This window comes from Methylobacterium organophilum (genome assembly GCF_022179465.1).
In the GTDB taxonomy this organism is placed as follows: domain Bacteria; phylum Pseudomonadota; class Alphaproteobacteria; order Rhizobiales; family Beijerinckiaceae; genus Methylobacterium; species Methylobacterium organophilum.
Genome location: NZ_BPQV01000001.1, coordinates 498,805 through 523,422, shown reverse-complemented (window position 1 = coordinate 523,422; position 24,618 = coordinate 498,805). Strand labels below are relative to the sequence as shown.

General features: G+C 70.6%; 23 protein-coding genes. 15 read left to right on the top strand and 8 right to left on the bottom strand.

The window, feature by feature from the left end:
- Positions 1 to 3 precede the first annotated feature (3 nt).
- The 3 genes from petA to MFF21_RS02365 form a co-directional block, all read right to left on the bottom strand.
- Positions 4 to 573, bottom strand: a complete 570-nt coding sequence (gene petA / locus MFF21_RS02375) for a ubiquinol-cytochrome c reductase iron-sulfur subunit (protein ID WP_238309571.1) — start codon at positions 571 to 573, stop codon at positions 4 to 6.
- 265 nt (positions 574 to 838) lie between these two features.
- Positions 839 to 2,245, bottom strand: a complete 1,407-nt coding sequence (locus MFF21_RS02370) for an MATE family efflux transporter (RefSeq protein ID WP_238309570.1) — start codon at positions 2,243 to 2,245, stop codon at positions 839 to 841.
- A gap of 32 nt (positions 2,246 to 2,277) precedes the next feature.
- Entirely contained in the window at positions 2,278 to 4,161 is a 1,884-nt protein-coding gene (locus tag MFF21_RS02365; RefSeq protein WP_238309654.1) for an ABC transporter ATP-binding protein, read from the bottom strand.
- Positions 4,162 to 4,552: 391 nt separating this feature from the next.
- Between MFF21_RS02365 and MFF21_RS02360 the strand changes: the two genes are divergently transcribed.
- A complete protein-coding gene (locus MFF21_RS02360; protein ID WP_238309569.1) occupies positions 4,553 to 5,005 on the top strand; it encodes a tRNA (cytidine(34)-2'-O)-methyltransferase in 453 nt (150 codons plus the stop codon).
- Between the two features lie 29 nt (positions 5,006 to 5,034).
- On the opposite strand, the gene MFF21_RS02355 is transcribed toward MFF21_RS02360, so the two are convergent.
- Positions 5,035 to 6,069, bottom strand: coding sequence for a ParA family protein (locus tag MFF21_RS02355; protein WP_238309568.1), 1,035 nt, complete (start codon positions 6,067 to 6,069; stop codon positions 5,035 to 5,037).
- Between the two features lie 220 nt (positions 6,070 to 6,289).
- Between MFF21_RS02355 and hemF the strand changes: the two genes are divergently transcribed.
- From hemF to MFF21_RS02340, 3 genes are all read left to right on the top strand, one after another.
- Positions 6,290 to 7,243, top strand: coding sequence for an oxygen-dependent coproporphyrinogen oxidase (gene hemF, locus MFF21_RS02350; protein ID WP_238309567.1), 954 nt, complete (start codon positions 6,290 to 6,292; stop codon positions 7,241 to 7,243).
- Positions 7,243 to 8,346: an ATP-dependent DNA helicase gene (locus MFF21_RS02345; RefSeq protein WP_238309566.1), complete on the top strand. Its 1,104-nt coding sequence runs from the start codon at positions 7,243 to 7,245 to the stop codon at positions 8,344 to 8,346. Before hemF ends, MFF21_RS02345 begins: the two co-directional genes overlap by 1 nt.
- A 102-nt stretch (positions 8,347 to 8,448) precedes the next feature.
- Positions 8,449 to 8,688, top strand: coding sequence for a hypothetical protein (locus MFF21_RS02340; protein ID WP_238309565.1), 240 nt, complete (start codon positions 8,449 to 8,451; stop codon positions 8,686 to 8,688).
- 29 nt (positions 8,689 to 8,717) lie between these two features.
- On the opposite strand, the gene MFF21_RS02335 is transcribed toward MFF21_RS02340, so the two are convergent.
- Positions 8,718 to 9,995, bottom strand: a complete 1,278-nt coding sequence (locus MFF21_RS02335; protein ID WP_238309564.1) for an aspartate aminotransferase type Ic — start codon at positions 9,993 to 9,995, stop codon at positions 8,718 to 8,720.
- A gap of 293 nt (positions 9,996 to 10,288) precedes the next feature.
- Between MFF21_RS02335 and hslV the strand changes: the two genes are divergently transcribed.
- The 3 genes from hslV (at position 10,289) to MFF21_RS02320 (ending at position 13,778) form a co-directional block, all read left to right on the top strand.
- Positions 10,289 to 10,816: an ATP-dependent protease subunit HslV gene (gene hslV / locus MFF21_RS02330; protein WP_238309653.1), complete on the top strand. Its 528-nt coding sequence runs from the start codon at positions 10,289 to 10,291 to the stop codon at positions 10,814 to 10,816.
- 182 nt (positions 10,817 to 10,998) lie between these two features.
- Positions 10,999 to 13,191, top strand: coding sequence for a hybrid sensor histidine kinase/response regulator family protein (locus MFF21_RS24090; protein ID WP_238309563.1), 2,193 nt, complete (start codon positions 10,999 to 11,001; stop codon positions 13,189 to 13,191).
- 242 nt (positions 13,192 to 13,433) lie between these two features.
- Complete coding sequence (locus tag MFF21_RS02320; RefSeq protein ID WP_238309562.1) at positions 13,434 to 13,778, top strand: winged helix-turn-helix domain-containing protein; 345 nt, start codon at positions 13,434 to 13,436, stop codon at positions 13,776 to 13,778.
- Between the two features lie 85 nt (positions 13,779 to 13,863).
- Here MFF21_RS02320 and MFF21_RS02315 read toward each other — a convergent pair whose 3' ends face one another.
- On the bottom strand, positions 13,864 to 14,094 hold the full coding sequence (locus MFF21_RS02315; RefSeq protein ID WP_238309561.1) for a hypothetical protein: 231 nt from the start codon (positions 14,092 to 14,094) through the stop codon (positions 13,864 to 13,866).
- A 263-nt stretch (positions 14,095 to 14,357) separates the two neighbouring features.
- Here MFF21_RS02315 and MFF21_RS02310 point away from each other — a divergent pair, with 263 nt between their 5' ends.
- The 7 genes from MFF21_RS02310 to MFF21_RS02280 all read left to right on the top strand — a co-directional run bounded on the left by MFF21_RS02310 (position 14,358) and on the right by MFF21_RS02280 (position 22,048).
- Entirely contained in the window at positions 14,358 to 15,956 is a 1,599-nt protein-coding gene (locus MFF21_RS02310) for a gamma-glutamyltransferase family protein (protein ID WP_238309560.1), read from the top strand.
- Positions 15,934 to 16,836 carry a class I SAM-dependent methyltransferase gene (locus tag MFF21_RS02305; RefSeq protein WP_238309559.1) on the top strand — a complete coding sequence of 301 codons (903 nt, stop codon included), beginning with the start codon at positions 15,934 to 15,936 and terminating at the stop codon, positions 16,834 to 16,836. The genes MFF21_RS02310 and MFF21_RS02305 overlap by 23 nt, the downstream gene beginning before the upstream one ends.
- 68 nt (positions 16,837 to 16,904) lie before the next feature.
- Positions 16,905 to 18,191 (top strand): oxalate/formate MFS antiporter, encoded by a 1,287-nt coding sequence (gene oxlT, locus MFF21_RS02300; RefSeq protein ID WP_238309558.1) that lies wholly within the window; start codon positions 16,905 to 16,907, stop codon positions 18,189 to 18,191.
- 91 nt (positions 18,192 to 18,282) lie between these two features.
- Entirely contained in the window at positions 18,283 to 19,533 is a 1,251-nt protein-coding gene (gene cbiE, locus MFF21_RS02295; protein ID WP_238309557.1) for a precorrin-6y C5,15-methyltransferase (decarboxylating) subunit CbiE, read from the top strand.
- Positions 19,512 to 19,934 carry a cobalamin biosynthesis protein gene (locus tag MFF21_RS02290; protein WP_238309556.1) on the top strand — a complete coding sequence of 141 codons (423 nt, stop codon included), beginning with the start codon at positions 19,512 to 19,514 and terminating at the stop codon, positions 19,932 to 19,934. Before cbiE ends, MFF21_RS02290 begins: the two co-directional genes overlap by 22 nt.
- Before the next feature lie 9 nt (positions 19,935 to 19,943).
- The gene (cobM, locus tag MFF21_RS02285) at positions 19,944 to 20,732 is read left to right on the top strand and encodes a precorrin-4 C(11)-methyltransferase (RefSeq protein WP_238309555.1); all 789 of its coding nucleotides are present in this window, start codon (positions 19,944 to 19,946) and stop codon (positions 20,730 to 20,732) included.
- Positions 20,729 to 22,048: a cobyrinic acid a,c-diamide synthase CobB gene (locus tag MFF21_RS02280; RefSeq protein WP_238309554.1), complete on the top strand. Its 1,320-nt coding sequence runs from the start codon at positions 20,729 to 20,731 to the stop codon at positions 22,046 to 22,048. Before cobM ends, MFF21_RS02280 begins: the two co-directional genes overlap by 4 nt.
- A 110-nt stretch (positions 22,049 to 22,158) precedes the next feature.
- Here MFF21_RS02280 and MFF21_RS02275 read toward each other — a convergent pair whose 3' ends face one another.
- Complete coding sequence (locus MFF21_RS02275) at positions 22,159 to 22,590, bottom strand: helix-turn-helix domain-containing protein (RefSeq protein WP_238309652.1); 432 nt, start codon at positions 22,588 to 22,590, stop codon at positions 22,159 to 22,161.
- A 354-nt stretch (positions 22,591 to 22,944) separates the two neighbouring features.
- On the opposite strand from MFF21_RS02275, the gene hmuQ reads away from it, so the two are divergent.
- Positions 22,945 to 23,277, top strand: a complete 333-nt coding sequence (hmuQ, locus tag MFF21_RS02270) for a heme-degrading protein HmuQ (RefSeq protein ID WP_238309553.1) — start codon at positions 22,945 to 22,947, stop codon at positions 23,275 to 23,277.
- A gap of 10 nt (positions 23,278 to 23,287) precedes the next feature.
- On the opposite strand, the gene MFF21_RS02265 is transcribed toward hmuQ, so the two are convergent.
- Positions 23,288 to 24,538, bottom strand: a complete 1,251-nt coding sequence (locus tag MFF21_RS02265) for an MFS transporter (protein ID WP_238309552.1) — start codon at positions 24,536 to 24,538, stop codon at positions 23,288 to 23,290.
- Between the last annotated feature and the right edge of the window lie 80 nt (positions 24,539 to 24,618).

Below are 24,618 nucleotides of genomic sequence, written 5' to 3'. Positions count from 1 at the left end.
TCCTCAGGCGGCCGCCTTGCCGCCCTCTTCGCCGATCTTCAGCTTGGTGTCGGTTTCGAAGGCATAGGGCGGGATCGGCAGGTTGATCGGTGCCGGGCCGCGGCGCACGCGGCCGACCGCATCAAACTGCGAGCCGTGGCAGGGGCAGGCCCAGCCCTCGTAATTGCCGGAATGGCCGATCGGCACGCAGCCGAGATGGGTGCAGTTGCCGTAGGCCACGAGCCACTGGTCGTGGCCGGCCTTCACCCGCTTGTCGAAGGGGGCGGGGTCGATCATCTCGGAGAGGGGCACGGCCTTCATGTCCGTGATCTCCTTCTCCGTCAGCTTGCGCACGAAGATCAGCTTGCCGCGCCAGAACACGTTGACGATCTGGCCGTCGCTGATCGGCGCGAGATCGACCTCGATCGGGGCGCCGGCCGCGATGGTCGCGGCATCGGGGGACATGGAGGCGACGAGCGGCCAGGCGACGGCGCCCGCGCCCACGGCGAGGCCGGCGCCGGTCGCCAGGAACAGGAAGTCGCGTTTGCCGCCGTCGACGGCTTCGGGCGTGGCGGTGGCCGAGCTGTTCGCCAAGTTTCGACTCCCCAGTCGCTTCGGACCGCCCGGACGCACCTGCATTGTCCTGCCGAATCGAACGGGCAGGATCGTGCGCGTCACGTCCGTGACGATCGGCCTTTCACGACGGCGGATGCCGCCGAGCACCCTTTCGCACTGCGAAGCGGGGGGTGAACCCGCCTGCTTGTCTGTTTGTGTGGCGTGTCTGCCATGCCAGATACGAATATGTCCAGACTGAGAGGGTGCGGTGCGACAGCAAAACCGGCAGGATTGTTCCGGGTTGTCAGGCGTCCGCGCGTAGCCCCGCTTCCGACCGGCTGAGCCGCCGCCAGCGGGCGACGAGCAGCACCGAGACCACGAGGAGGCCGGCGCAGAAGCCCATCCAGATGCCCCGGCCCTCGAAGCCCGCGCCCCAGGCCAGGAGGGCGCCGGCGGGCACGCCGACGCCCCAGTAGCCGGCCAGCGCGATCAGCATCGGCACCCGGGTGTCCTGCAGGCCGCGCAGCGCCCCGAGCGCCACGGTCTGGGTGCCGTCGGCCATGGCGAACACCGCGGAGATCGCCAGGAAGGAGACCGCGACCGGCAGCACCGCCGCCGCGCCCGGCGCGTCCGCATCGAGGAACAGGCCGATCAGCCTCTCGGGGATCGTCACCTGCGCCAGGGCGCACAGGGCCATGAAGGCGAGCCCGAGGGCCAGCGCCACGGCGCCGGCCCGGCGCAGGGCGGCGCGGTCGCCGGCCCCCAGGGCGCGGCCGACCCGGACGGAGGCGGCCTGCCCCACCCCGTTCGGCACCATGAAGCAGCAGGCGGCGATCTGGATGGTGACGGCATGGGCGGCGAGCTGCGTCGCGCCGAACACGCCGACCATGATCGCCGCCGATTCGAACAGGCCCGCCTCGGCGAGCCCCGTGGCCGCCATGGGCAGGCCGAGCCCGAGGAGGTGGCGCAGGCGCGCGCGATCCGGCCGCCACAGGCCGGCGAACAGGCGGTAGCGGGCGAGCTGCGGATCGAGGGAGACCACGAGGGCCAGGGCCGCGAAGGAGCCGCATTCCGTGAGCGTGGTGGCGAGCCCGACGCCGACGATGCCGAGCTGCGGCGGCCCGAAGGCCAGGAACAGCCCGAGGCCGAGATTGACCGGCAGGGCGGCGAAGCTCACCGCCATCGGCCAGGCCGGCCGCTGCAGGGCGGAGAGGAAGCCGCGCAGCACCATGAACAGCAGGGCCGGCGCCATCCACCATTGCAGGACGCGCAAGTAAGCGCCCGCATCCCGCGCCACGGCCGGGTCCTGGCCGAGCCGCAGGAGGATCGGCTCGGCCTGCCACAGCACCGGCATCAGCGGGGCCGTGAACAGGGCCGCCGCCCAGAAGCCGGCCCGGACCGTCCGCCGGATCCCGGCCGCGTCGCCGTCACCGCCCGCGGCCTCCGCGACCAAAGGCAGCACCGCGGAGGTGAGCCCGATCCCGCCGATCAGGAGCAGGGTGAACAGGCCCGTGGCGAGCGCCCCCGCGGCCAGGGGCTCGGCGCCGAGCCGCCCGAGCAGCACCGTGTTGGAGGCGGTGAGCCCGAGCTGGGCCAGGTTGGTCAGCACCAGCGGCGCGGCGAGGGCCAGGGTCGCGCGCAACTCGGCGCGCCAGGGTGTCCGGCGGCCGGGGCGCAGGCCGGCCGGCTCCGCGAGGCACGGGGTCGTCATGGGAAGGTTCCTGGTTGCCGGCCGCTCCGAGGCTACGAGGGGGCGGCCTCGGAGCCGGCCTCGAAGCCTTCGCCCGGGGTTTCGGAGCCGAGAAAGCCCCCCGATTGCCGGTGCCACAGGGCGGCGTAAAGCCCGCCCCGGCGGATCAGCTCGGCATGGCTGCCCTCCTCCACGATCCGCCCACGGTCGATCACGATCAGCCGGTCGAGGGCCGCGATGGTCGAGAGGCGGTGGGCGATGGCGAGCACGGTCTTGCCCTGCATCAGCGTGTCGAGGCTGTCCTGGATCGCCGCCTCCACCTGGCTGTCGAGGGCGGAGGTGGCCTCGTCCAGGATCAGGATCGGCGCGTCCTTGAGGATCACGCGGGCGATGGCGATGCGCTGACGCTGGCCGCCGGAGAGCTTCACCCCGCGCTCGCCGACATGCGCCTCGTAGCCCCGCCGCCCCTGGTGGTCGACGAGGCTGCGGATGAAGCCGTCGGCCTCGGCGAGCCGGGCCGCGCGCTCGATCTCGGCATCGGTCGCGTCGGGGCGGCCATAGGCGATGTTGTCGCGGATCGAGCGGTGCAGCAGCGAGGTGTCCTGCGTGACCATGGCGATGGCGCCGCGCAGGGATTCCTGACTGACGCCGGCGATGTCCTGCCCGTCGATGGTGATGCGCCCGCCCTCGAGGTCGTGCAGGCGCAGGAGCAGGGCGGTGATCGTGGTCTTGCCGGCGCCGCTGACGCCCACGAGCCCGACCTTCTCGCCGGCCCGGATGCGGAACGAGAGGTTCTCGATGATGCTGGCGTCGCCTCGGCCGTAATGGAAATCGACCTTGTCGAAGCGGATCTCGCCGCCGCTCACCCGGAGCGTGGCGGCCCCTTCCGCATCGACCAGGGCGTGCGGCCGGGCAATGGTCTGCATGCTCTCCTGGATCACGCCGACATTCTCGAACACGCCGCGGATCGTCTGCATCACCCAGCCCGACATCGCCATCAGGCGCAGGATCAGGGCGAGGCCGGCCGCCGCCTCCCCCGTGGTCATGGCTTCCCGCTGCCAGAGCGTCAGGCAGGCCGCGGCGGTGGAGAGGATCAGCAGGCTGTTGAGCAGGCCGAGCAGGCTCGTGGTCAGCGTCACCAGCCGGAACTGGTGGAGATAGGCCCGGTTGTGCGTCTCCAGGGCGTCGCGCAGGGCGGCGCGCTCCTCGCGGTCGCGGGCGAAGAGCTTCACGGTGAGGATGTTGGTGTAGGTGTCGACCACCCGGCCGATCAGGGTCGAGCGGGTCTCGGCGGTCTTGTGCGAGCGCGTGCGGGCGCGGGGCACGAACCAGGCCGTGAGCGCCGCATAGGCCCCGACCCAGACCAGCACCGGCAGGGCGAGCCAGCCCGAGATCAAGGAGAACAGCCCGATCGCGGTGACGGCGTAGATCGCCACATAGAGCAGCGTGTCGATGAACACGACCGCGAGTTCGCGCACCGCCGGGCCCACCTGCACCACGCGGTTGGCGAGCCGCCCGGCGAAATCCGCCTGGAAATACGAGAGGGCGTGGCCGAGCGTGTAGAGATGGGTGCGCCAGCGGATCTGGTTGGTGGATTGCGGCACCACGAGCTGGTTCGAGGCGACCTCGTGCAGCCAGATCGTGAGGGGGCGCACCACGATCAGCAGGCCGGCGGCGAGCGCCAGGGCCGTGCCGTGCTCGGCGAGCAGGCGCGTCCGGTCGGTGGTGTTCATCAGGTCGATGAACCAGCGCATCAGCAGGTAGAGCGAGGCCTCCACTGAACCCGCGGCCACCGCGACCAGGAACAGGAACAGCAGGGCGCCGCGGATCGGCCGCAGGTAGAAGGCGGCGAAGCCCAGCACCGTCCGGGGTGGCATCGCCCGGTCGTCGAAGGGCGCGAACGGGTCGATGCGGCGCTCGAGCCAGTCGAGGAACATGGGGACCACACGTGTCTCGGGGGGAGCGACTCAGGGGGCGACCCGCCTTCACATAAGTCGATCCGCGCCCCGACCAACCGGGGACGATGCCGCGGAGCCTCCCGCCCGGCGCATGGGGACGAGAGGCGCTTTGGTCCCGCTGCCCGCTCCCGATGGACCTGGCCGCCAGAGCAAGGCCTCCCGGGGACCCGCCCTGTCAAACAGTCACGATCGCTGTTCGGTACTTAGGGTGACCGACGACGCCTTCGCGCGCATCCGGGCGGCGCTGGGCATGAGCCACGAACACAAGCCGCGTGAAGGTTGCGCCGCGCCGTGGAGCGGGGACGGATCGGGCGGAGGCCGATGGAGGAAGCCCTCCTCCGGCGCCGCCGATCGCGCTATTCCCCAGGCGATGCTGCGCCTCGCCCTCTACCAGCCCGACATTCCCCAGAACACCGGCACCATGCTGCGCATGGCCGCCTGCCTAGGCATCGCCGTCGAGATCATCGAGCCCGCGGGCTTCGATGTGTCCGACCGGCACCTGCGCCGCTCGGGGCTCGATTATCTCGACCATGTCGCCATCACCCGGCACCGCTCCTGGGCGGCCTTCGAGGAGTGGCGGCGCGGGGCCGGGCTCCGCCTGGTGCTCGCCACGACCAAGGGTTCGTCGTCCTATACGGGCTTCGGCTTCCGGGACGGGGATTGCCTGATGGTCGGGCGCGAATCGGCCGGGGTGCCCGAGGCGGTGCATGCGGCGGCCGACGCGCGCGTGGTCGTGCCGATCCGCGAAGGGATGCGCTCGCTCAACGTCGCGGTCTGCGCGGCGATGATCCTGGGCGAGGCCCTGCGGCAGCAGCAGAGATAGGCATAAAGGAAATTGCCCATCAAAAATATTTATAGATTATTTATTATGTTAACTGCAAGTGAATTTGTTTGTTTTCTGATCTTTTTAATGAGGGTTATTTGTGCTTCGGACCATTTTTGCTTATCACCACTTAAATTCTTTACTTGTAAATGTTGATCTAGTTTTGATGCTGGTACATTTAGCCAGAGACTGTTCTGTATTAATACATTCATATCTTCAACTTTGCCCATATTAAGATCATTATTGTCTGTTTTTAGCACTGGATTATATTCTTTGATATTTTCAGTGAGGTCCTTGGCCAAGCGCTCATTTGCAGCTTTAATGTGCTCATAGTGCGCTTGATCTGCGCGGAGCATTTTTTCAGATCTTGTATCATACCCATTGAATATCCATCCCGCATATTTCAGCTTTCCAAATTTATCATACTCTTTAGATCCATAATTATTTTGTCTGAATCGAGACAGGCCATTATTCCAATCTGAGATGAATTGCGGAAGCATTTGAGATATTAATCCGATGCAATACTCACTGAAAGTGTCAGAGGTGCAAGGTATTAATAAGTAGTCGGAGGAATATAGCGAAGATCTAACCAAGCCGCCAAACGATGGCGGAAGGTCAATCATAACGTAATCAAATTTCTCGCCTTTTTCAGAGAGTTTAGACTCCAATGTTCTTAGGGCGGTGAATTTTGCAATTCCATTTCCTGTTAAGAGGTCATTACCAACACTTAGTGCATCTGAATAAACATTTAGCCAAAAATCTCCGGCTATAAGTTTAACATTTGAATTTGTATGGGGGCCGGTATGTGCTGTAATCGGACCTGGTCCAGTATTTTGGAGATATCCTTGTAGAAATGATCTAATAGTTTTTGTGGATGCTGTAACAGAAACTAGATTCTTGAATGCTTCACTGCCGAGCATCGCAATCGATAGATTGCATTGCGGATCGAAGTCTACTAAAAGAACTCTCTTTCCTTTTTCAGCAAGTGTATCTGCTATATTCCAAGTAAGTGTAGTCTTTCCAACTCCGCCTTTATTATTGAATATGCTGATAAATTTTGCCATTATTTTCCTCCTTTGGTGAATGAATAAGATATGTTTGCAGATGCTGTGTTTTTGAGAAAATGTGTCATTACATAATTTTAGGGCAATATCTTAGGGCGGAAGGAATATATCTCAAGCCAAAATTGTTAAAATAGGACTATTATCATATAGCACCTAGACCGATCTCGTTCGAGGCAATCTCGAATTGACGGCCTCCCCCCTTGATGGGAAAGCCTGGGCCATGACGCAGCCTTCCAAGACGCATCCCAACGCGACCCGCTTCGGCGACGTCGCGCCGCTCGCCGCGGATGATCTCGCGGCCCTGAAGAGCGAGGCTGCCTCCTGGTTCGCGACCCTGCGCGACCGGATCGTGACCGCCCTGGAGACCCTGGAGGACCAGGCTGCCGGGCCGTTCCACCCGGACGCGCCGAAGGAGGCGGGCAGCTTCGTGAGGACGCCCTGGGAGCGCACCGACCATAGCGGCGCACCCGGGGGCGGCGGCGTCATGTCCATGCTGAAGGGCCGGGTCTTCGAGAAGGCGGGGGTGCACATCTCCACCGTGCACGGCGAGTTCGCCCCCGAATTCCGGGCGCAGATGCCGGGCGCGGCGGAGGATCCGCGCTTCTTCGCCACCGGCATCTCGCTGATCGTCCACCCCTGGAACCCGCATGTGCCCACCGTGCACATGAACACCCGCTTCGTCGTCACCACCAAGACCTGGTTCGGCGGCGGGGCAGACCTCACCCCCGTGCTCGACCGCCGGCGCAACCAGGAGGATGCGGACACGCAGATCTTCCACGCGGCGATGCGTGCGGCCTGCGAGGCCCATGCCCCGGCTGCCGATTACGGGCTCTACAAGGCTTGGTGCGACGAGTACTTCTACCTGCCGCACCGCAAGGAGCCCCGGGGAATCGGCGGCATCTTCTACGACTATCACTGGACCGGCGACCCGAATGCCGACCTCGCCTTCACCCGCGACGTGGGCGAGGCCTTCCTCAAGGCCTATCCCGAGATCGTCTGGCGCAACCTCGCCACCGCCTGGACGGAGGCCGACCGGCTGGAGCAGCAGGTGCGGCGCGGGCGCTACGTGGAGTTCAATCTGCTCTACGACCGCGGCACCATCTTCGGCCTGAAGACCGGCGGCAACGTCGCCTCGATCCTGTCCTCCCTGCCCCCGACCGTCCGCTGGCCGTGATGGACGGCTTCGCCCCCCAGCAGGAGGCGGCGCTGAAGGCCATCGCCGCCTGGATGAAGGGCGGCGGCGAGCAGGTCTTCCGCCTGTTCGGCTATGCCGGCACCGGCAAGACCACGTTGGCCCGCCGCATCGCCGAGGATTTCGAGGGCGCGACGGTGTTCGGCGCCTTCACCGGCAAGGCCGCCTCGGTGATGCGCGCCCGCGGCTGCCCGGACGCGGCCACGATCCACAGCCTGATCTACCGCACGCGGGAGGCGGACGAGGGCGGCCCGACCTTCACCCTCAACCGCTCCGGCCCGGCGGCCAAGGCCGACCTCATCGTCATCGACGAATGCTCGATGGTCGATGCCGATCTCGGCAACGACCTTCTCTCCTTCGAGAAGCCGGTGCTGGTGCTCGGCGACCCGGCCCAGCTGCCCCCCGTGCGCGGCGGGGGCTTCTTCACCGAGGCCGAGCCGGACGTGATGCTCACCGACGTGCACCGGCAGGCCAAGGACGATCCGATCGTGCGCATGGCCATGACCATCCGCGAGGGCGGCCGGCTGGAGGTGGGCGCGTACGGCGAGAGCCGGGTGATCCGCCGCCGGGACATCGACCCGGCCCAGGTGCTCGATTGCGACCAGGTGCTGGTGGGCCTCAACCGCACCCGCCGGCTCTACAACAACCGCCTGCGGGAGCTCGCCGGCCATACTGACCCGATGCCCTCCATCGGCGAGAAGCTGGTCTGCCTGAGGAACGACCGCACCAAGGGCCTGCTCAACGGCTCGACCTGGACGGTGCAGGCCCTGCGCGCGCCGCCGCGGCCCGACACGATCCGCCTCGACGTGGTGCCGGACGACGACCCGGCCCTGCGCAAGCGCGCCGTCGACATCAAGGTCCTGCGCCAGGTGATCGAGGGCTCGGAGGAGGAGATCCCGCTCTACCTGCGCCGGGAGACCGACGAGTTCACCTACGGCTACGCGCTCACCGTGCACAAGGCCCAGGGCTCGCAATGGGACAAGGTCGTCCTCTTCGACGAATCCTACGCCTTCCGCGAGCACCGCGCCCGCTGGCTCTATACGGGCCTGACCCGGGCCGCGCGGGCGATCACGGTCGTGATCTAGACCGGCCCCGCCGGCCGAGAGCGGGGCGAACGGTTTCGGCGCCTTGGGCGTTTCCCGGACGGGGGGCGCGGACGCCCCAGGGTGGGATCGTCGCGAGGGGCGATGCGAAGCTGGATACCGATCGGTGCGGCACCCCATGACGGCCGCTGGATCATCGCGATCAACCGCTACGAGCCCGACCGGCGCGCCGTGGTCCGCTGGGATCCGGCCCGGCACGGCGACGACACGCCCTGGCACGTCGCCTCCTGCGACCACGGCTATGCGGAGGATGCCTTCACCGACTGGCAGCCCTTCCCGCACTGGCCGGAGGTCGAGGCGGCGTCCCGGCCTCCGGAGGCTTAGGCGACCCGCCCACGCCCCGGCGGCGGGTCTCAGGCGTCGAGCTTCGCCTCGACGGCGGCGAGCAAGGTGCAGAGGGCGACCGCCTCGGCCGCCTTGCGCACCGCTTCGAGCTTGGGGAAGGTCGGGGCGATGCGCAGCGTCCGGTCGTCGGGATCCTTGCCGTAGGGATGGGTCGCCCCCGCCGGCGTCAGCGCGATGCCCGCCTCGGCGGCGAGCGCCACCACCTTCGTCGCCGTGCCGTCCGCCACGTCGAGGGTGATGAAGTAGCCGCCGAGCGGCCGGCTCCAGCGGGCGACCTCGTAGCCTTCGAGGCGGGCGGCGAAGGCCGTCTCGACCGCGTCGAATTTCGGGCCGATCAGCGCCCGGTGCTTCTCCATATGGGCGGCGATGCCAGCGGCGTCCTTGAGGAAGCGGACGTGGCGGAGCTGGTTGAGCTTGTCCGGCCCGATGCTGCGGCGGCCGGCCTGGGCGAGGTACCAGCGGATATTGGCCGCGGAAGAGGCGAGCATGGCGAGGCCCGCGCCGGCGATCGTCACCTTCGAGGTCGAGGCGAACACGATCGGCCGGTCCGGATTGCCGGCCTCGGCACAGGCCTCGATGACGTTGGCCAGCGACGGCCGCTCGTCGCTCAGGTGATGCACCGCGTAGGCGTTGTCCCACAGGATGCGGAAATCCGGCGCCGCGGCCTTCATCGCGGCCAGGCGCCGCACGGTCTCGTCGGAATAGGTCTCGCCGCTCGGGTTGGAATATTGCGGCACGCACCAGATGCCCTTCACCGCCGGGTCGGCCACCGCCTTCTCGACGACGTCCATGTCCGGGCCGGCGCCGGTCATCGGCACCGGGATCATGCGGATGCCGTAGCCCTCGCACAGGGCGAAGTGCCGGTCGTAGCCGGGCACGGGGCAGAGGATCGCGATCGGCTCCTGCTTGCTCCAGGGCTTGTCGCCCCCGGGCACGCCCTTGAGCAGGGCGTAGACGAGCACGTCGTGCATCAGGGCGAGGCTCGAATTGTTGGCGACCACGATCTGCTCGGGCGGCGCGCCCAGGACCGGCGCGAACAGCGCCCGCGTCTCGGTCAGGCCCTGGAGGTTGCCGTAGTTGCGCGCGTCGGTGCCGTCATCGGCGGTGGTGTCGCGGTTGCCGGGCAGGGCCAGCATCTCCGTGGCGAGGTCGAGCTGCTCGGGCGCGGGCTTGCCCCGGGTCATGTCGAGCTTGAGGCCCTGGCCTTTGAGCGCCTCGTATTCCTGGCGCAGGCCGGCGCGCAGCTCGGACAGCGCCTCGGGCGAAAGCTGGGACAGGGCGGGCATCACGGATCCTCGTTGATTCTCGGGCCGCCTTCGAACCCGCAAGGCGGGCGCCGTCAAGCGGGCAATTCGCGCGGTTGAGGTGCTGTGGTTGCAATTCGGTCGACAGCCGACCAGCGCTCGTGGAGTGGGGAAAAGACGCCTGCCGAAGCCTGGTCATACCCCCGCACCATCCCGAACGAAGCGCCCTGAACCTTGGACGGGGCGGGCGAAGCGCTTACCTGTGCCGCCGAGCCCTCTGACCCGACCGACTGGAGCCCCCCTTGTCCGATCCTGCCGCCAGCGGCCCGCCGCAGATGCACGCCACCACGATCCTGATGGTCCGCAAGGGCGGCCGGGTGGTGATCGGGGGCGACGGGCAGGTCAGCCTCGGGCAGACCATCGTGAAGGGCAATGCCCGCAAGGTGCGCCGCCTCGCCAAGGGCAGCGTGATCGGCGGCTTCGCCGGCGCCACGGCCGATGCCTTCACCCTGTTCGAGCGGCTGGAGGGCAAGCTCGAACAATATCCCGGCCAGCTCACCCGCGCCTGCGTGGAACTGACCAAAGACTGGCGCACCGACCGCTACCTGCGCCGCCTGGAGGCGATGATGCTGGTGGCCGACAAGGACGTCAGCCTGCTCCTTTCCGGCTCGGGCGACGTGCTCGAACCCGAGAGCGGGGTGATGGCGATCGGCTCGGGCGGGAACTACGCGCTCGCCGCCGCCCGCGCCTTGGAGGACCAGGACCTCGACGCCGAGGCGATCGTGCGCCGGGCCATGAAGATCGCCGCCGATATCTGCGTCTACACCAACGGCAATCTCGTCTTGGAGACGCTGGAGGGCTGAGCCCGGCGCCGGCCGCCGCCTGTGCTCCCGGATCCACACGCGCGCCCAATGAGATAGGGGCGCTTTCCGCCGGCTTGCGACGCGGCGCGTCCGAGGGCAGTCAGGCGGGCGGGAGTCGTGTTCGCGCGCCGAAGCCGGCCTTCGGTCGACGGCCTCCCGAAGCGCAGGAGGCGCGGCGGTTCGTGCCTGCCGATCGGATCATCCGGCAGACCGGCCTCGGCGGCATCTCGCTGCCGAGGGTGCTCCTGAGCGCGGCGCTGCTCTTCGTCGCCGTGATCCTCGCCGCCTCGGGCCTGATCGTGGCCGAGCTGCGGCGCAAGGAACTGGCTGACGCGCAGCGCGAACTGACCGTCCTCAACACGGTGCTCGCCGAGGAGGCGGCCCGCACGCTCCAGAGCGTCGACCTCGTCCTGCGCAGCGTGAGCGACGGGCTGGTGGCGGAGGGTGTGACCACCGGCGAGGCCTATGCCCGCAAGGGGGACCGGGAGACCCACGAACTGCTGAAGGCCAAGGTTGCAGGCGTGCCGCAGCTCGACGCCGTGACCATGGTCGGCGCGGATGGGCGGCTCATCAACTTCTCGCGCCGCTACCCCGTCCCCGCGATCGACATCTCGGACCGGGACTATTTCGCGGAGCTGCGCGACAACCCGATCACCGAGCCTTACGTCACCGGCCCCGTGCAGAACCGCGGCTCCGGGACCTGGACGGTCTTCCTGGCCCGCCGGCTCGCCGGGCCGGATGGGCGCTTCGTCGGCCTCGTCCTCGGCACGATCGACCTCGGCTATTTCGACAATTTCTACCGCTCGCTGAATCTCGGCGGCCACGCGGCGGTGAGCCTCTGGCGGCGGGACGGTACGCTGCTGACCCGGGAGCCGCCCCTGCCCGGCGTCGGGCGCCAGTTCAAGCTCAAGGCCTTCACCGAGGAGCGGCTCAGGGCCGGCGCCGGCTTCTACGAGATCGAGGATTCCGTCGATGGCATGCACCGGCTCGTCTCGACCCGGGCGACCCGCGGCTACCCGCTCATCCTCAACGTCACCCGCACCCGCGACGAGGTGCTGGGTGACTGGTACCGCGAGGCCTTCGTCACCGGCGGGGCCGCCGCGGCCAGCGCCACCGCGATCCTGCTGATCCTGTGGACGCTCTCGCGCCAGCGCCGGGCGGATTCCGCCGCCGCGGACGCCCTGCGGGAGCGCGAGCAGGCGATCGAGGCCCGGGAGGCGGTCGAGGAACAGCTCCGGCAGGCTCAGAAGATGGAAGCCGTGGGCCAGCTCACCGGCGGCATCGCCCACGACTTCAACAACCTGCTCACCGGCATCATCGGCAGCCTGGAGCTCCTGCAGACCCGGCTCGCGCAGGGACGCACGGACACGATCGACCGCTATGTCGGCGCGGCCATCGCCTCCGCCGAGCGGGCCGGCGCCCTCACCCACCGCCTCCTTGCCTTCGCCCGGCGCCAGCCTCTCTCCACCCAGATCGTCGACGCCAACGCGCTGCTGCAGGGCATGGCGGACCTGCTCGCCCGCACCCTGGGCAAGCAGATCACCTTCGAGATCGCGCCGGGACAGGGTCTCTGGCCGACCCTCTGCGACCCGCACCAGCTCGAGAGCGCCGTGCTCAACCTCGCGATCAACGCCCGGGACGCCATGCCCGGCGGCGGCCGGCTCGTCCTCGCCACCCGCAACGTCCATCTCGATGCGGTGCGGCTGCGGCGGCACCCGGACGTCGCGCCGGGGGATTATGTCTGCGTGAGCGTGCGCGACACCGGCACCGGCATGACGCCGGAGGTGGCGGCGAAGGCCTTCGAGCCGTTCTTCACCACGAAGCCTCTGGGCCAGGGAACGGGCCTCGGCCTCTCCATGATCTACGGCTTCGCCCGCCAATCCGAGGGGCATGCCGAGATCGAGACGGCGCCCGGCAAGGGCACCACGGTGCGCATCTACCTGCCCCGCCATGGGGATGCGGTGCCGGTCGAGGCAGCGGTCGCGCCGAAGCGAGCCGCCCGGGCCCACCGGGGCGAGACCGTGCTCCTCGTCGAGGATGAACCCGTCGTGCGCGCCCTCGTCCACGAGGTGCTGGACGATCTCGGCTATACGGTGCTCGAAGCCTCCGACGGCCCGGCCGGCCTCGCCCTGGCGCGGGGGGATGCGCGCATCGATCTCCTCGTCACCGATGTCGGCCTGCCCGGCCTCGACGGCCGTTCGCTCGCCGAACAGGCCCGGGCCGAGCGGCCCGGGCTGAAGGTGCTGTTCATGACGGGCTACGCCGACAACGCCCTGTTCGAGGACGGGGCCGCCGCCCCGGCCACGCAGCTCGTCACCAAGCCCTTCGCCGTGGACGCCCTGGCCGAGCGGGTGCGCAGCCTGCTCGGAGCGTGAGGGCCGGCGTCGAGGCGGTCAGGCGGCCTTCGGCGGCAAGGCCATGATGACGCCGTGCCCGCCGCGGGTCGCACCAGGATCTCCCCGGCGCCGTTATGTGCGTCCAGACATGGCGATGGCTCGAGGCGAGGGGGGAAGCGGAGCCGGGCTTTTCGCCTCCGGCCCTGCGGCGGGCGGCCCGGATCGTGTAGAGTCAGCGGCGAGCGGGAGCGGGCCGGGACCCGCGAGGGGAGGACGGACGGTTGGCGCATCTGAGCATCCGCATCGATCTCGCGCCGGGCCTTCGCCTGGGGCCGGGCAAGGTGCAGCTCCTCGAGGCGGTGGCCGAGCACGGCTCGATCTCGGCGGCCGGCCGGGCCCTCGGCATGTCCTATCGCCGGGCCTGGCTGCTGATCGAGGAGATGAATAAGGGCTTCGCCGAGCCGGTGGTCGAAGCGCAGATCGGCGGCAAGGCCGGGGGCGGGGCGCGGCTCTCCCCCTTCGGGGCCGATGTCGTCGCCCATTACCGGGCGATCGAGCGTGCCGCTGGGAAGGCCGCCTCCCCCTTCTTGGCCCGGTTGGCGCCGGGCGGGGCGTCGGGAGGCTGAACGAGCGCTTCTCGCGCCCCAACCGCCACGGGAACATCGGCTCCCGAACCGGATCGCGCTCTTGGAAACGAGGGAACGCTGCGGCCTAGCCGCCGGCGAGCCCGTCCGCGAAATCGTCGGGCACGTCGCCGAAGGCACCGAGGATCGCGGCGATGCTGCCGTCCTCCGGCGCGACTTCGAGGGCGACCGCGCCGGATAGCCGACCGGCCAGGGCCTCCGCCTGGCGCAGGGCATCGGCCTGGCTCGTCGCGTCGCGCCGCAGCGTGGCGACGAGACGCCCCGATACATGCTCGAACGCCTGGACCACGAAGCTCATCCGAAGCTCATCCCCTGCCCGCTCCTCCCGCCGGGGGCCGTCGCCGGACCCCTACGCCAAGCGCGTGTGCCAAGCCCATGGAACCTAGCCCATGCAACCGACGCGTGGGCGCATCCCGTCGCGGCAGGATATAGGGCGTTGCCGCGGACTCCGCCGTGGGGAAAGAGCCGGCCTTGCCGCCTCGCGCCCCGCATGGTCCTGATCCTGCCTGCGAGATCGGCCCGGCGGACCCAGCCCGGCGCGATGAGAGAAGCGAAAGGCGCATGCCCGAGATCCCCGTCTATGCCGCCGCGGCCGTCGCCGCGCCCCACCGCCTCGCCGCCCAGACCGGCCAGAGCGTCCTCGCCCAGGGCGGCAACGCCATCGAGGCGATGATCGCCATGGCCGCCGCCATCGCGGTGGTCTACCCGCACATGAACGGCATCGGCGGCGACGGCTTCTGGCTGATCCGCGCCCCGAACGGCCGGGTCCGGGGCATCGAGGCTTGCGGGCCGGCGGGGTCCGAAGCCAGCATCGCCCGCTACCGGGAGAAGGGTTACGACGCGATCCCCTCCCGCGGGCCGGATGCGGCGCTCACCGTGGCGGGCACCGTCGGGGGCTGGCAGCTGGCCCTGGACCTCGCCCGGGCTTTGGGCGGCCGGCTGCCCCGCGACCTGCTGCTGGCGGATGCGGTGCGGTTTGCGCGGGAGGGCTGCGCCGTGTCGCCCTCCGAGGCGCGCTATGTGCCCCAGGCACTTGATGCCCTCCACGACGCGCCGAACTTCGGCGCCACCTATCTCCGGGACGGGAAGCCCTGCCCCGAGGGGACGCTCCGGCGCCAGCCGCTCCTCGCCGCGACCCTGGAGCAGCTCGCCCATGCCGGCTTCGAGGATTTCTACCGCGGCGATCTCGGCCGCGAGATCGCCGCCGACCTTCAGCGCCTCGGCGCGCCGGTCACCCGGGCCGATCTCGAGGCCTACCGTCCGCGGGAGCGGGCGCCCCTGTCCCTGAGGCGGCGCGACGCCACCCTCTACAACTTCCCGCCCCCGACCCAGGGGCTCGCCGCGCTCCTGATCCTCGGCCTGTTCGACCGGCTGAACGTGGCCCGGGCCGAGAGCGCCGCGCATTACCACGGCCTGATCGAGGCGACGAAGCGCGCCTTCGCCATCCGCGACCGGGTCGTGACCGATTTCGACCGGCTGCGCGTGGACCCCGCGAGCTTCCTCACCCCGGACCGCCTCGCCCGCGAGGCGGCGGCGATCCGCATGGACCGGGCCGCCCCGGTGCCCCTGCGCGATCCCGGCCACGGCGACACCGTCTGGATGGGCGCCATCGACAAGGACGGCCTCGCCGTCTCCTTCATCCAGTCGGTCTATTGGGAATACGGCTCGGGCACGGTGCTGCCGCAGACCGGCATCTGCTGGCAGAACCGGGGCATGTCCTTCTCCCTGGACCCGAACGCGGTGAACCCGCTGGAGCCGGGGCGCCGGCCGTTCCACACCCTGATCCCGGCGCTCGCCGCCTTCGACGACGGGCGGATCATGGCCTACGGCTCCATGGGCGGGGACGGGCAGCCGCAATTCCAGGCGCAGATCTTTTCCCGCTACGCCGATTACGGGATGTCCGTGGCCGATGCGGTCGATGCGCCGCGCCTGCTCTACGGCCGGACCTGGGGCGCGGAATCGCTCACGGTGAAGGTCGAGGACCGCTTCGATCCGGCCTGCATCGCGGCCCTGCGCGGCATGGGCCACGCGATCGAGGAGCTCGGCGGGGCCTATATCGACAGCCTCGGCCATGCCGGCATGCTGGTGCGGCACGCGCAGAACGGCCGCATCGAGGCGGTGCACGATCCGCGCTCGGATGGCGGCTCGGAAGGGCTCTGAGGCGGGGATGGGCGTGGCGAGCGACCAGGCGGCCTACTGGAACGGCGAGGCCGGGGCGCGCTGGGCGCGCCACCAGGCCATCCTCGACGCCGCCTTCGCCCCGCTCACCGCGGCCCTGATCGAGGCCGCGTCTCCCCGGCCGGGGGAACGCGTCCTCGATATCGGCTGCGGGGCCGGCGAGAGCGCCCTGCAGGCCGCGGCCCGCATCGGCGTGTCGGGGCGGGTCACGGCGGTCGACGTGTCGGCGCCGCTGCTCGCGGTGGCGGCCGCGCGGGCGCGGCCCGCCGGCGGCGCGCCCATCGCCTGGATCGAGGCGGATGCCGCGCGCCATCCCTTCGGCGCGGGGGCCTTCGACTGCGCCCTGTCGCGCTTCGGCGTGATGTTCTTCGAGGAATCCCGGCCCGCCTTCGCCCATCTGCGCGGCGCCCTGGCGGAGAAGGGGCGTCTCGCCTTCCTGTGCTGGCGCGGCCTGCCGGAGAATCCCTGGGTCTCCGTGCCCTGGGCGGCGGTGCGCGCCCTGCTGCCGCCGGAGGCACGGACCCTGTCCTCCGGAGGGGACGAGCCGGGACCCTTCCGCTTCGCGGCGAGCGGGACCCTGCCCGCGCTCCTGGCGGAGGCCGGCTTCCGGGACATCGCCGAGCGGCCCCTCGACCGGCGCCTGCCCCTCGGGCGGGCCGCGGACGGCGACACGGCGGTGGCCGTCGCCGCGGCGACGGACTTCCTCCTCGAACTCGGCCCGGTGGCCGGACATCTGCGCGCGCATGTGCCTGAAATGCGGGCAGAGGCCCGGGCGGCCATCGCCGAGGCCCTGCATCCGCATGCGGTGGGGGGCGAGGCCGGCCTCGGTGCCGGGTGCTGGTTGGTGACGGCGACGCGCTGACGATCATTGCGTGCATTCCCCCGGTGGCACCACCTTTGCGTATGCGAAGGGGCCACGAGGAGTGCATCATGTATTCAGGTTCCGCGCGCACCCGCTGGGTGCAGCTCCTGCTCGGATTGATCGTCATGATGACGATCTCCAGCCCGCAATATGTCTGGACGCTGTTCGTGAAGCCGCTCCAGGGCAGCACCGGCGGTACGCTCGCCCAGGTGCAGGTCACCTTCACGATCCTGATCGTGCTCCAGACCTTCTTCTCCCCGGTCCAGGGCTGGCTGATCGAGCGCTTCAGCGCCAAGGGCATGATCGCGCTGGGCGCCGCCCTGAGCGGGCTCGGCTGGGTCGCGGCCTCGCAGGTCACCAGCCTCACCGGCCTCTATGCGAGCTACGGCCTGCTCTGCGGCCTCGGCACCGGCATCGTCTATGTCGGCATCGTCGGCCTGATGGTGCGCTGGTTCCCCGACCGCCGGGGCTTCGCCGCGGGCATCGTCGCCGCCGGCTACGGCATGGGCGCCATCGCCACCACCTTCCCGATCTCCGACATGATCGCCGCCTCGGGCTACCGGGACACGCTGCTCGTGTTCGGCCTGATCCTCGGCGCCATCGGCGTGGTCGCCGCCCTCGGCCTGCGCGCCCCGAAGCCGGGCGAGACCCCGGAGATCCCGGCGGACAAGGTGGCGAGCGCTGCCCGCGACGTGGCCCCCGGCCCGATGCTGCGCACGCCGCTGTTCTGGCTGATGTTCGCGATGATGGCGATGATGTCGACCGGCGGCTTGATGGTCGTGGCCCAGTTCGCCGCCTTCGCCAAGGAATTCGGCGTGGCCGATGCCCTGGTCTTCGGCTTCGCGGCGCTGCCCTTCGCCCTGACCTTCGACCGGATCACCAACGGCCTGACCCGGCCCTTCTTCGGCTGGGTCTCCGACCATGTCGGCCGCGAGACCACCATGGCGGTGGCCTTCGCCCTGGAGGCGGGCGCGATCTGCCTGCTGCTCGCCTTCCGCGAGAACGCCTACGCCTTCGCCCTGCTCTCCGGCGTGGTGTTCTTCGCCTGGGGCGAGATCTTCTCCCTGTTCCCCTCGACGCTCACCGACACCTTCGGCACGAAGCACGCCACCACCAATTACGGCTTCCTCTACATGGCCCAGGGCGTGGGCTCGCTCCTCGGTGGCCCGGTGGCGGCTCTGATCCACGATGCGGCCGGCAGCTGGATCCCGGTCTTCTCCATCGCCATCGGCCTCGACCTGGTGACGGCGGCGCTCGCCTGGTTCGTGCTGCGCCCGGCCCGCCGCGCCTATCTCGGCCGCTCCGGCCCGGCGGTGCCCGCCGGCCTGAATGCCCTCGCGACCAAGGCCGCCTGAGGCACGTCCCGACCGGGATTGCCGCTGGCCAAGCGGGGATCCTGCGCGTAGCTGGAACGCATCCCGATGCGTTCCAGCACCTTTTTTCGCGATGCCTCATGACACGGGCGAGGCCCGGACCTTCGCCACGCCGAACGCGCCCTGGCTCACCATCGTCGGCATCGGCGAGGACGGCCGGGCCGGTCTGTCGCCGGCGGCCGCCGCCGCCCTCGACGCGGCGGAGATCGTCTGGGGCGGGCGGCGCCATCTCGCCCTCGCCGCGCCCTTTTCCGCCGAGGCGCGGGCCTGGCCGAGCCCGATCGCCCAGGCCTATCCCGAGATCCTGGCCCGGCGCGGCCGGCCGACCTGCCTGCTCGCCACCGGCGACCCCTTCCATTACGGCATCGGCGCCGAGATCGCCCGGCTGGTGCCGGCGGCCGAGATCCGGGCCTTTCCGCAGCCCTCCGCCTTCAGCCTCGCCGCCGCCCGCCTCGGCTGGCCGCTCGCCGAGACCGCCTGCCTGACCCTGCACGGCCGGGCGCTGAGGCGGATCGTGCCCCATCTCCAGCCGGGCGCCCGCCTGCTGGTGCTCTCCTGGGACGGGAGCACGCCGGCCGCCGTCGCCGCCCTCCTCGTCGCCCGGGGATTGGGCGCCTCGCGCCTCACCGTGCTCGAAGCCATGAACGGGCCGGCCGAGCGCGTGTTGTCCGCCCCTGCCGAGGGCTTCGGACAGCCGGAGGTGGCCGCCCTCAACACCCTCGCCGTCGAGGTGGTGGCGGGGGCCGGGGCCCGGATCCTGAGCCTGAGCCCCGGCCTCGACGACGACTGGTTCGAGAATGACGGCCAGCTCACCAAGGCCGAGATCCGCGCCGTGACCCTGGCCGCCCTGCGCCCCCGTGCCGGGCAGCGGCTCTGGGACGTGGGCGCGGGGGCGGGCTCGGTCTCGATCGAATGGTGCCTGCGCCATCCCGCCAACACGGCCCTCGCCATCGAGGCGCGGCCGGAGCGTGCCGCGCGGATCGCGCGCAACGCCGACGCCCTCGGCGTGGGCGAACGGGTGCGGATTGTCGAAGGCCCGGCGCCGGACGCGCTCATCGGTCTGCCCGCGCCGGAGGCCGTCTTCGTCGGCGGCGGCGTCTCGGTGCCCGGATTGCTCGACGCCTGCGCCGCGGCGCTCCCGATGGGGGGCCGCTTCGTGGCCAATGCCGTGACCCTAGAGGGCGAGGCCGCCCTGCTCGCCGCTTTCGCCGAGAGGGGCGGCGACCTGCGCCGCCTCTCCGTCGCCCGCGCCGCCCCGGTCGGCGGGCTGCAGGCCTGGCGCGCGGCGATGCCGGTGACGCAATGGGCCTGGACGAAGCCGTGACCGCGGGGCCGGGCCGCCTCGTCGCCGGGTTCGGCTTCCGCCACGCGGCGGAGCCGGACGAGATCCTGGCCCTGGTCCAGGCGGCCCTCGACGCGGTCGGGCACCCGGTCGCGGCGCTCGCCGCCCTCGCCACCGCCGTGGACCGGGCCGGCGAGAGCCCCATCCGCGAGGCCGCCGCCCGGCTCGCCCTGCCCCTGCGGGGAATCGCCCCCGAGGCCCTGCGGGCGGCCGATGCGCGGGTGGTCACCCGCTCGGCCCGGATGGCGGCGGAGCGCGGCATCGGCTCCCTGGCGGAGGCGGCGGCGCTCGCCGCCTGCGGCCCGACGAGCCGCCTGCTGCTGCCGCGGATCGCGGGGCCGCGGGTCACCTGCGCCCTCGCGGTTTCCCGTGAAACACCGTAAGCGACGGCCATGACCGTTCATTTCGTCGGCGCCGGCCCCGGCGCCGCGGACCTCGTCACCGTGCGGGGCCGCGACCTCATCGCCCGCTGTCCCGTCTGCCTGCATGCGGGCTCCCTGGTCGCGCCGGAGATCCTGTCCTGGTGCCCGGCGGGCGCGCGCATCGTCGACACGGCGCCCCTCGACCTCGACGCGATCGTCGCGGAGATGGTCGCCGCGCACGAGGCCGGGCTCGACGTGGTGCGCCTGCATTCCGGCGACCTCTCGGTCTGGAGCGCGCTCGCCGAGCAGACCCGGCGGCTCGACGCCCTCGGCATCCCCTATACGGTGACGCCGGGCGTGCCCTCCTTCGCCGCGGCGGCGGCCGTGCTCGGGCGGGAACTGACCGTGCCGGGCCTCGCCCAATCCGTCGTCCTCACCCGCACCTCCGGCCGGGCGAGCCCGATGCCGGAGCGCGAGACCCTCGCCGCCTTCGCCGCGAGCGGGGCGACCCTGGCGATCCATCTCTCGATCCACGTGATCGAGCGGGTGGCCGAGGAGCTGACACCCTTCTACGGCGCCGATTGTCCCGTCGCCGTGGTGTTCCGCGCCACCTGGCCCGACGAGCGGGTGCTGAACGGCCGCCTCGCCACCATCGCCGAAGCCGTGCGGGCGGCCCGGCTCGAACGCACGGCGCTGATCCTGGTCGGGCCGGCGCTCGCGCCCCGGGACTTCCGCGAGAGCGCCCTCTACGCCCCCGATTACGACCGGCGCTTCCGCCCCGGCGCGGGGGCCGCCGCCGCGGGGAGCGCGGAGGCATGAGGCCGCCCGGCCTGCTCGTCGCCGCGCCGCGTTCGAGCTCCGGCAAGACCACGGTCAGCCTCGCCTTGATGCGGGCGCTCAGCCGCCGCGGCCTCGCGGTGGGGGCGGCGAAATGCGGGCCGGACTATATCGACCCCGCCTTCCACGCGGCGGCGACCGGCCGGCCGAGCGTCAATCTCGACAGCTTCGCCATGCCCGACGCCCTGCTCGACGCCACCGCCGGCCTCGCCTGCGCCGGGGCCGACCTCGTCCTGGCGGAAGGCTCCATGGGGCTGCATGACGGCGTCGTCGCCGGCGAGGGCCGGTCGGGGGCCAATGCCGACATCGCCGCCCGCTTCGGCTGGCCGGTGATCCTCGTCCTCGACGTGTCCGGCGCCGCGCAATCGGCCGCCGCCGTGGCTTTGGGCTGCGCCCGCTACGATCCCCGGATCCGGGTGGCGGGGGTGATCCTCAACAAGGTCGCGAGCCCGCGCCACCGCCGCCTCGTCGAGGCGGGGCTCGCCCGCATCGGCCTGCCCGTGCTCGGCGTGCTGCTGCGCGATGCCGGCCTCGTCCTGCCGGAGCGGCATCTCGGCCTCGTCCAGGCCGGGGAGACGCAGGATCTCGTCGCCCGCCTCGACCGCCTGGCCGATCTGGCGGAGGCCTCGATCGATCTCGACGCGGTGGTGGCCGCCGCCGCCGGCCAGGTGACGCCGGGCGCGGGGCGACTGCCCGCCCCGCCGGCCCAGCGCATCGCCGTGGCGCAGGACGCCGCCTTCTCCTTCCTCTATCCGCATCTGGTCGCCGGCTGGCGCGCCGCCGGGGCGGAGCTGGTGCCGTTCTCGCCGCTCGCCGACGAGGGGCCGGACCCGGGCTGCGACCTGTGCTGGCTGCCCGGCGGCTATCCGGAGCTCCATGCCGGGCGCCTCGCCGCCGCGACGCGCTTCCTCGACGGCCTGCGCGCCTTCGCCCGCTCCAGGCCCGTCCATGGGGAATGCGGCGGCTACATGGTGCTGGGCGAGAGCCTGGAGGATGCCGAGGGCACCCTGCACCCCATGGCCGGGCTGCTCCCGGTGGCGACCTCCTATGCCAAGCGCCGCCTGCATCTCGGCTACCGCGTGGCGCGGCTTCTCGAGGACGGCGTGCTCGGCCCGGCCGGCGCCCGGCTCGTCGGCCACGAATTCCACTACGCCGCGGAGACGAGCCCCGCCCCCGACGCGCGCAGCGGCCTCGCCGCGGTCGCGGATGCGGAGGGCACGCCCCTCGGCCATGCCGGGCACCGCCGGGGCCTCGTCACCGGAAGCTTCTTCCACCTGATCGCGGACGGCCGGCCCTGAGGCCGCGCCTGCCCCGCCCGGGACCCTGAACGGCATCGGCCCGGACGCGTGGTTCGCACGCGTCCGGGCCGAGGCTTGGTCCCGGCTTCCGCCGGTTCCGGCAGGGACGCTCAGGCCCCGGCCGGAACCTCTTCCTCGGCGATGGCCGTGACGCCGGCGCGGCTGCGGTCGAGCCGGGCCGCGGTGCGCACGATCGCGAGGACGTCCCGCCGCAGCTGGTCGTCCTCGATCGAGGCGAAGGCCCGCAGGAGATCCACCGCGCCATGGGCGCGCAGGAAGCCGAACACGTCCTCCTGCTCGCTGCTGTCCGCGCGGCCGTTCTCCTCGAAGAAGGCGGAGACGGGGACCTCCAGAAGGCGGGCAATCTCGCGCAGGCGACCGGCGCCGACACGGTTCTGGCCCTTCTCGTATTTCTGGACCTGCTGGAAAGTCACGCCGACAGCCGCGCCGAGCGCTGTCTGACTTAAACCCCGGGCCTTGCGCAAAGCGGTGATGCGCAGGCCGACGAGACGATCAACATCCGTAGTTTGTTTGGGCATTATACCGACGATCCGGTCCTTCCATGCCGATGCATGCCGACCCAAGGACCTTGGCCGGCATGTATGCATCCCCCCAACATTGACATCCCGGGTCGCGCCGGTTTTGCCAGCGTGGCGCGAGTCGTTTCGACCGAACGATGCCTTTGCATCCTCGTCTAAGGTTGCGTTGTCAACGGGTTTACATTGCTTAAGGACCAAGTGCAGGTGACAGAGCGCCTGCCAGGATAAAGTTTTCGTTGTGTGTTGCGAACAGGCCAGCCGGCATCCGTGCGGCGTTGCGCGCGGTTTCGGGCGCGGCGGCCTCGTGGTTTAGGCTCCGCCCCGGCGGGGGGCGTACCCTGGCATCGGAGGAACCGCATGTTCATCGCTATGAACCGCTTCAAGGTCGTCAAAGAGTCGGCGGCGGACTTCGAGAAAGTCTGGCTCGGCCGCGACAGCCGGCTCGGGGAGATGGACGGCTTCGTCGCGTTCCACCTCCTGCGCGGTCCCGAGGCGGAGGACCACGTCCTGTATGCCTCGCATACGGTCTGGCGGTCGCGGAGCGCCTTCGAGGCGTGGACGCGCTCCGAGCAGTTTCGGCAGGCCCATGGCCGCGTGCCGGGCACCAAGCCGCTCTATCTCGGCCACCCGCAATTCGAGGGCTTCGAGGCGATCCAGACCGTCGCCGCCCCCGGGACGGAGGGGCCCTGAGACCCGCCGCTCAGCGCAGGCGCGGCAGGAAGGCGGCGAGCAGCCCCAGGGCGGGCAGCCAGGCGCAGAGGGCGTAGACGGTCTCGATGCTGGTGTGGTCGGCGAGCTCCCCCAGCACCGCCGCCCCGAGGCCGCCCATGCCGAAGGCGAAGCCGAAGAACAGCCCGCCCACGAGGCCGATCCGGCCCGGCAGCAACTCCTGGGCGTAGACCAGGATCGCCGGCATCGCCGAGGCCAGGATCAGCCCGATCGGCACGGTGAGCACCACGGTCCAGAACAGGTTGGCGTAGGGCAAAGCCAGGGTGAAGGGCAGCACGCCGACGATCGAACCCCAGATCACCACCTTGCGGCCGAAGCGGTCGCCGACCGGGCCGCCCAGGAGCGTGCCGGCGGCGACCGCCCCCAGGAACACGAACAGGTAGACCTGCGAGAGCGCGACCGGCACGCCGAAGCGGTGGATCAGGTAGAAGGTGAAGTACGACGAGAAGCTCGCCATGTAGAAGTACTTCGAGAAGATCAGCGCCAGCAGGATGGCGATGGTCGCGCCGATGCGGGCCCGGCTCGGGCGCGGGCCCAGGGCGGCGGCGGCGCGCCCGGGCGTCCGCCGGCCGGGGCGCAGGCTCCCCGCATACCAGCGCCCGACCCCCGCGAGCACGAGGATGCCCGCGAGCGCCGCGAAGCAGAACCAGGCGACGCTGCCCTGGCCGTGCGGCACCACCACGAAGGCCGCGAGCAGCGGCCCCAGGGCGGTGCCGGCATTCCCCCCGACCTGGAACACCGACTGGGCGAGCCCGTATCGGCCGCCGGAGGCGAGGCGGGCCACCCGGGTCGCCTCCGGATGGAACACCGCCGAGCCGAGCCCGATCAGGCAGGCCGCGCCGAGCAGGGCGCCGTAGGAGGGGGCGATCGAGAGCAGGGCGAGGCCGGCGAGCGACACCGCCATGCCGATCGCCAGGGAATAGGGCATCGGCTTGCGGTCGGTGGCGAGCCCGATCAGGGGCTGGAGCACCGAGGCCGTCACCTGGAAGCAGAAGGTGATCAGGCCGATCTGTCCGAAATCGAGCCGGAAGGCGGTCTTGAGCACCGGGTAGATCGCCGGCAGCAGCGACTGGAGCAGGTCGTTGAGCAGATGCGACAGGCTCAACCCGAACAGCACCGCATAGGCCGGCGCCGCGCCGGCCTTGACGGGGGGTGGCGCCGTCACGGGAGCCTGGTCGAGGACGTCGGCCTCGAGGGCGGGGTTGTCCGCGCTGCGATCCATGGCGTGTCCGATGTCCCGTCTCGATCCCGTGCCGCCGCGGGCCGGGCTCCGGCTGTGGCATTCCCCCGAAGACCCCGCAA

What these genes read in the sequence shown, in the direction of transcription:
- cobM (WP_238309555.1), top strand. Translation starts at nt 19,944, where the DNA reads ATGACCGTTCATTTCGTCGGCGCCGGCCCCGGCGCCGCGGACCTCGTC.
- hemF (WP_238309567.1), top strand. Translation starts at nt 6,290, where the DNA reads ATGACGCAGCCTTCCAAGACGCATCCCAACGCGACCCGCTTCGGCGAC.
- oxlT (WP_238309558.1), top strand. Translation starts at nt 16,905, where the DNA reads ATGTATTCAGGTTCCGCGCGCACCCGCTGGGTGCAGCTCCTGCTCGGA.
- MFF21_RS02345 (WP_238309566.1), top strand. Translation starts at nt 7,243, where the DNA reads ATGGACGGCTTCGCCCCCCAGCAGGAGGCGGCGCTGAAGGCCATCGCC.
- MFF21_RS02355 (WP_238309568.1), bottom strand. Translation starts at nt 6,069, where the DNA reads ATGGCAAAATTTATCAGCATATTCAATAATAAAGGCGGAGTTGGAAAG.
- MFF21_RS02365 (WP_238309654.1), bottom strand. Translation starts at nt 4,161, where the DNA reads ATGTTCCTCGACTGGCTCGAGCGCCGCATCGACCCGTTCGCGCCCTTC.
- MFF21_RS02315 (WP_238309561.1), bottom strand. Translation starts at nt 14,094, where the DNA reads ATGAGCTTCGTGGTCCAGGCGTTCGAGCATGTATCGGGGCGTCTCGTC.
- hmuQ (WP_238309553.1), top strand. Translation starts at nt 22,945, where the DNA reads ATGTTCATCGCTATGAACCGCTTCAAGGTCGTCAAAGAGTCGGCGGCG.
- hslV (WP_238309653.1), top strand. Translation starts at nt 10,289, where the DNA reads ATGCACGCCACCACGATCCTGATGGTCCGCAAGGGCGGCCGGGTGGTG.
- MFF21_RS02290 (WP_238309556.1), top strand. Translation starts at nt 19,512, where the DNA reads ATGGGCCTGGACGAAGCCGTGACCGCGGGGCCGGGCCGCCTCGTCGCC.
- MFF21_RS02335 (WP_238309564.1), bottom strand. Translation starts at nt 9,995, where the DNA reads ATGCCCGCCCTGTCCCAGCTTTCGCCCGAGGCGCTGTCCGAGCTGCGC.
- cbiE (WP_238309557.1), top strand. Translation starts at nt 18,283, where the DNA reads ATGCCTCATGACACGGGCGAGGCCCGGACCTTCGCCACGCCGAACGCG.
- MFF21_RS02340 (WP_238309565.1), top strand. Translation starts at nt 8,449, where the DNA reads ATGCGAAGCTGGATACCGATCGGTGCGGCACCCCATGACGGCCGCTGG.
- MFF21_RS02360 (WP_238309569.1), top strand. Translation starts at nt 4,553, where the DNA reads ATGCTGCGCCTCGCCCTCTACCAGCCCGACATTCCCCAGAACACCGGC.
- MFF21_RS02305 (WP_238309559.1), top strand. Translation starts at nt 15,934, where the DNA reads ATGGCGGCTCGGAAGGGCTCTGAGGCGGGGATGGGCGTGGCGAGCGAC.
- MFF21_RS02280 (WP_238309554.1), top strand. Translation starts at nt 20,729, where the DNA reads ATGAGGCCGCCCGGCCTGCTCGTCGCCGCGCCGCGTTCGAGCTCCGGC.
- MFF21_RS02310 (WP_238309560.1), top strand. Translation starts at nt 14,358, where the DNA reads ATGCCCGAGATCCCCGTCTATGCCGCCGCGGCCGTCGCCGCGCCCCAC.
- MFF21_RS02265 (WP_238309552.1), bottom strand. Translation starts at nt 24,538, where the DNA reads ATGGATCGCAGCGCGGACAACCCCGCCCTCGAGGCCGACGTCCTCGAC.
- MFF21_RS02370 (WP_238309570.1), bottom strand. Translation starts at nt 2,245, where the DNA reads ATGACGACCCCGTGCCTCGCGGAGCCGGCCGGCCTGCGCCCCGGCCGC.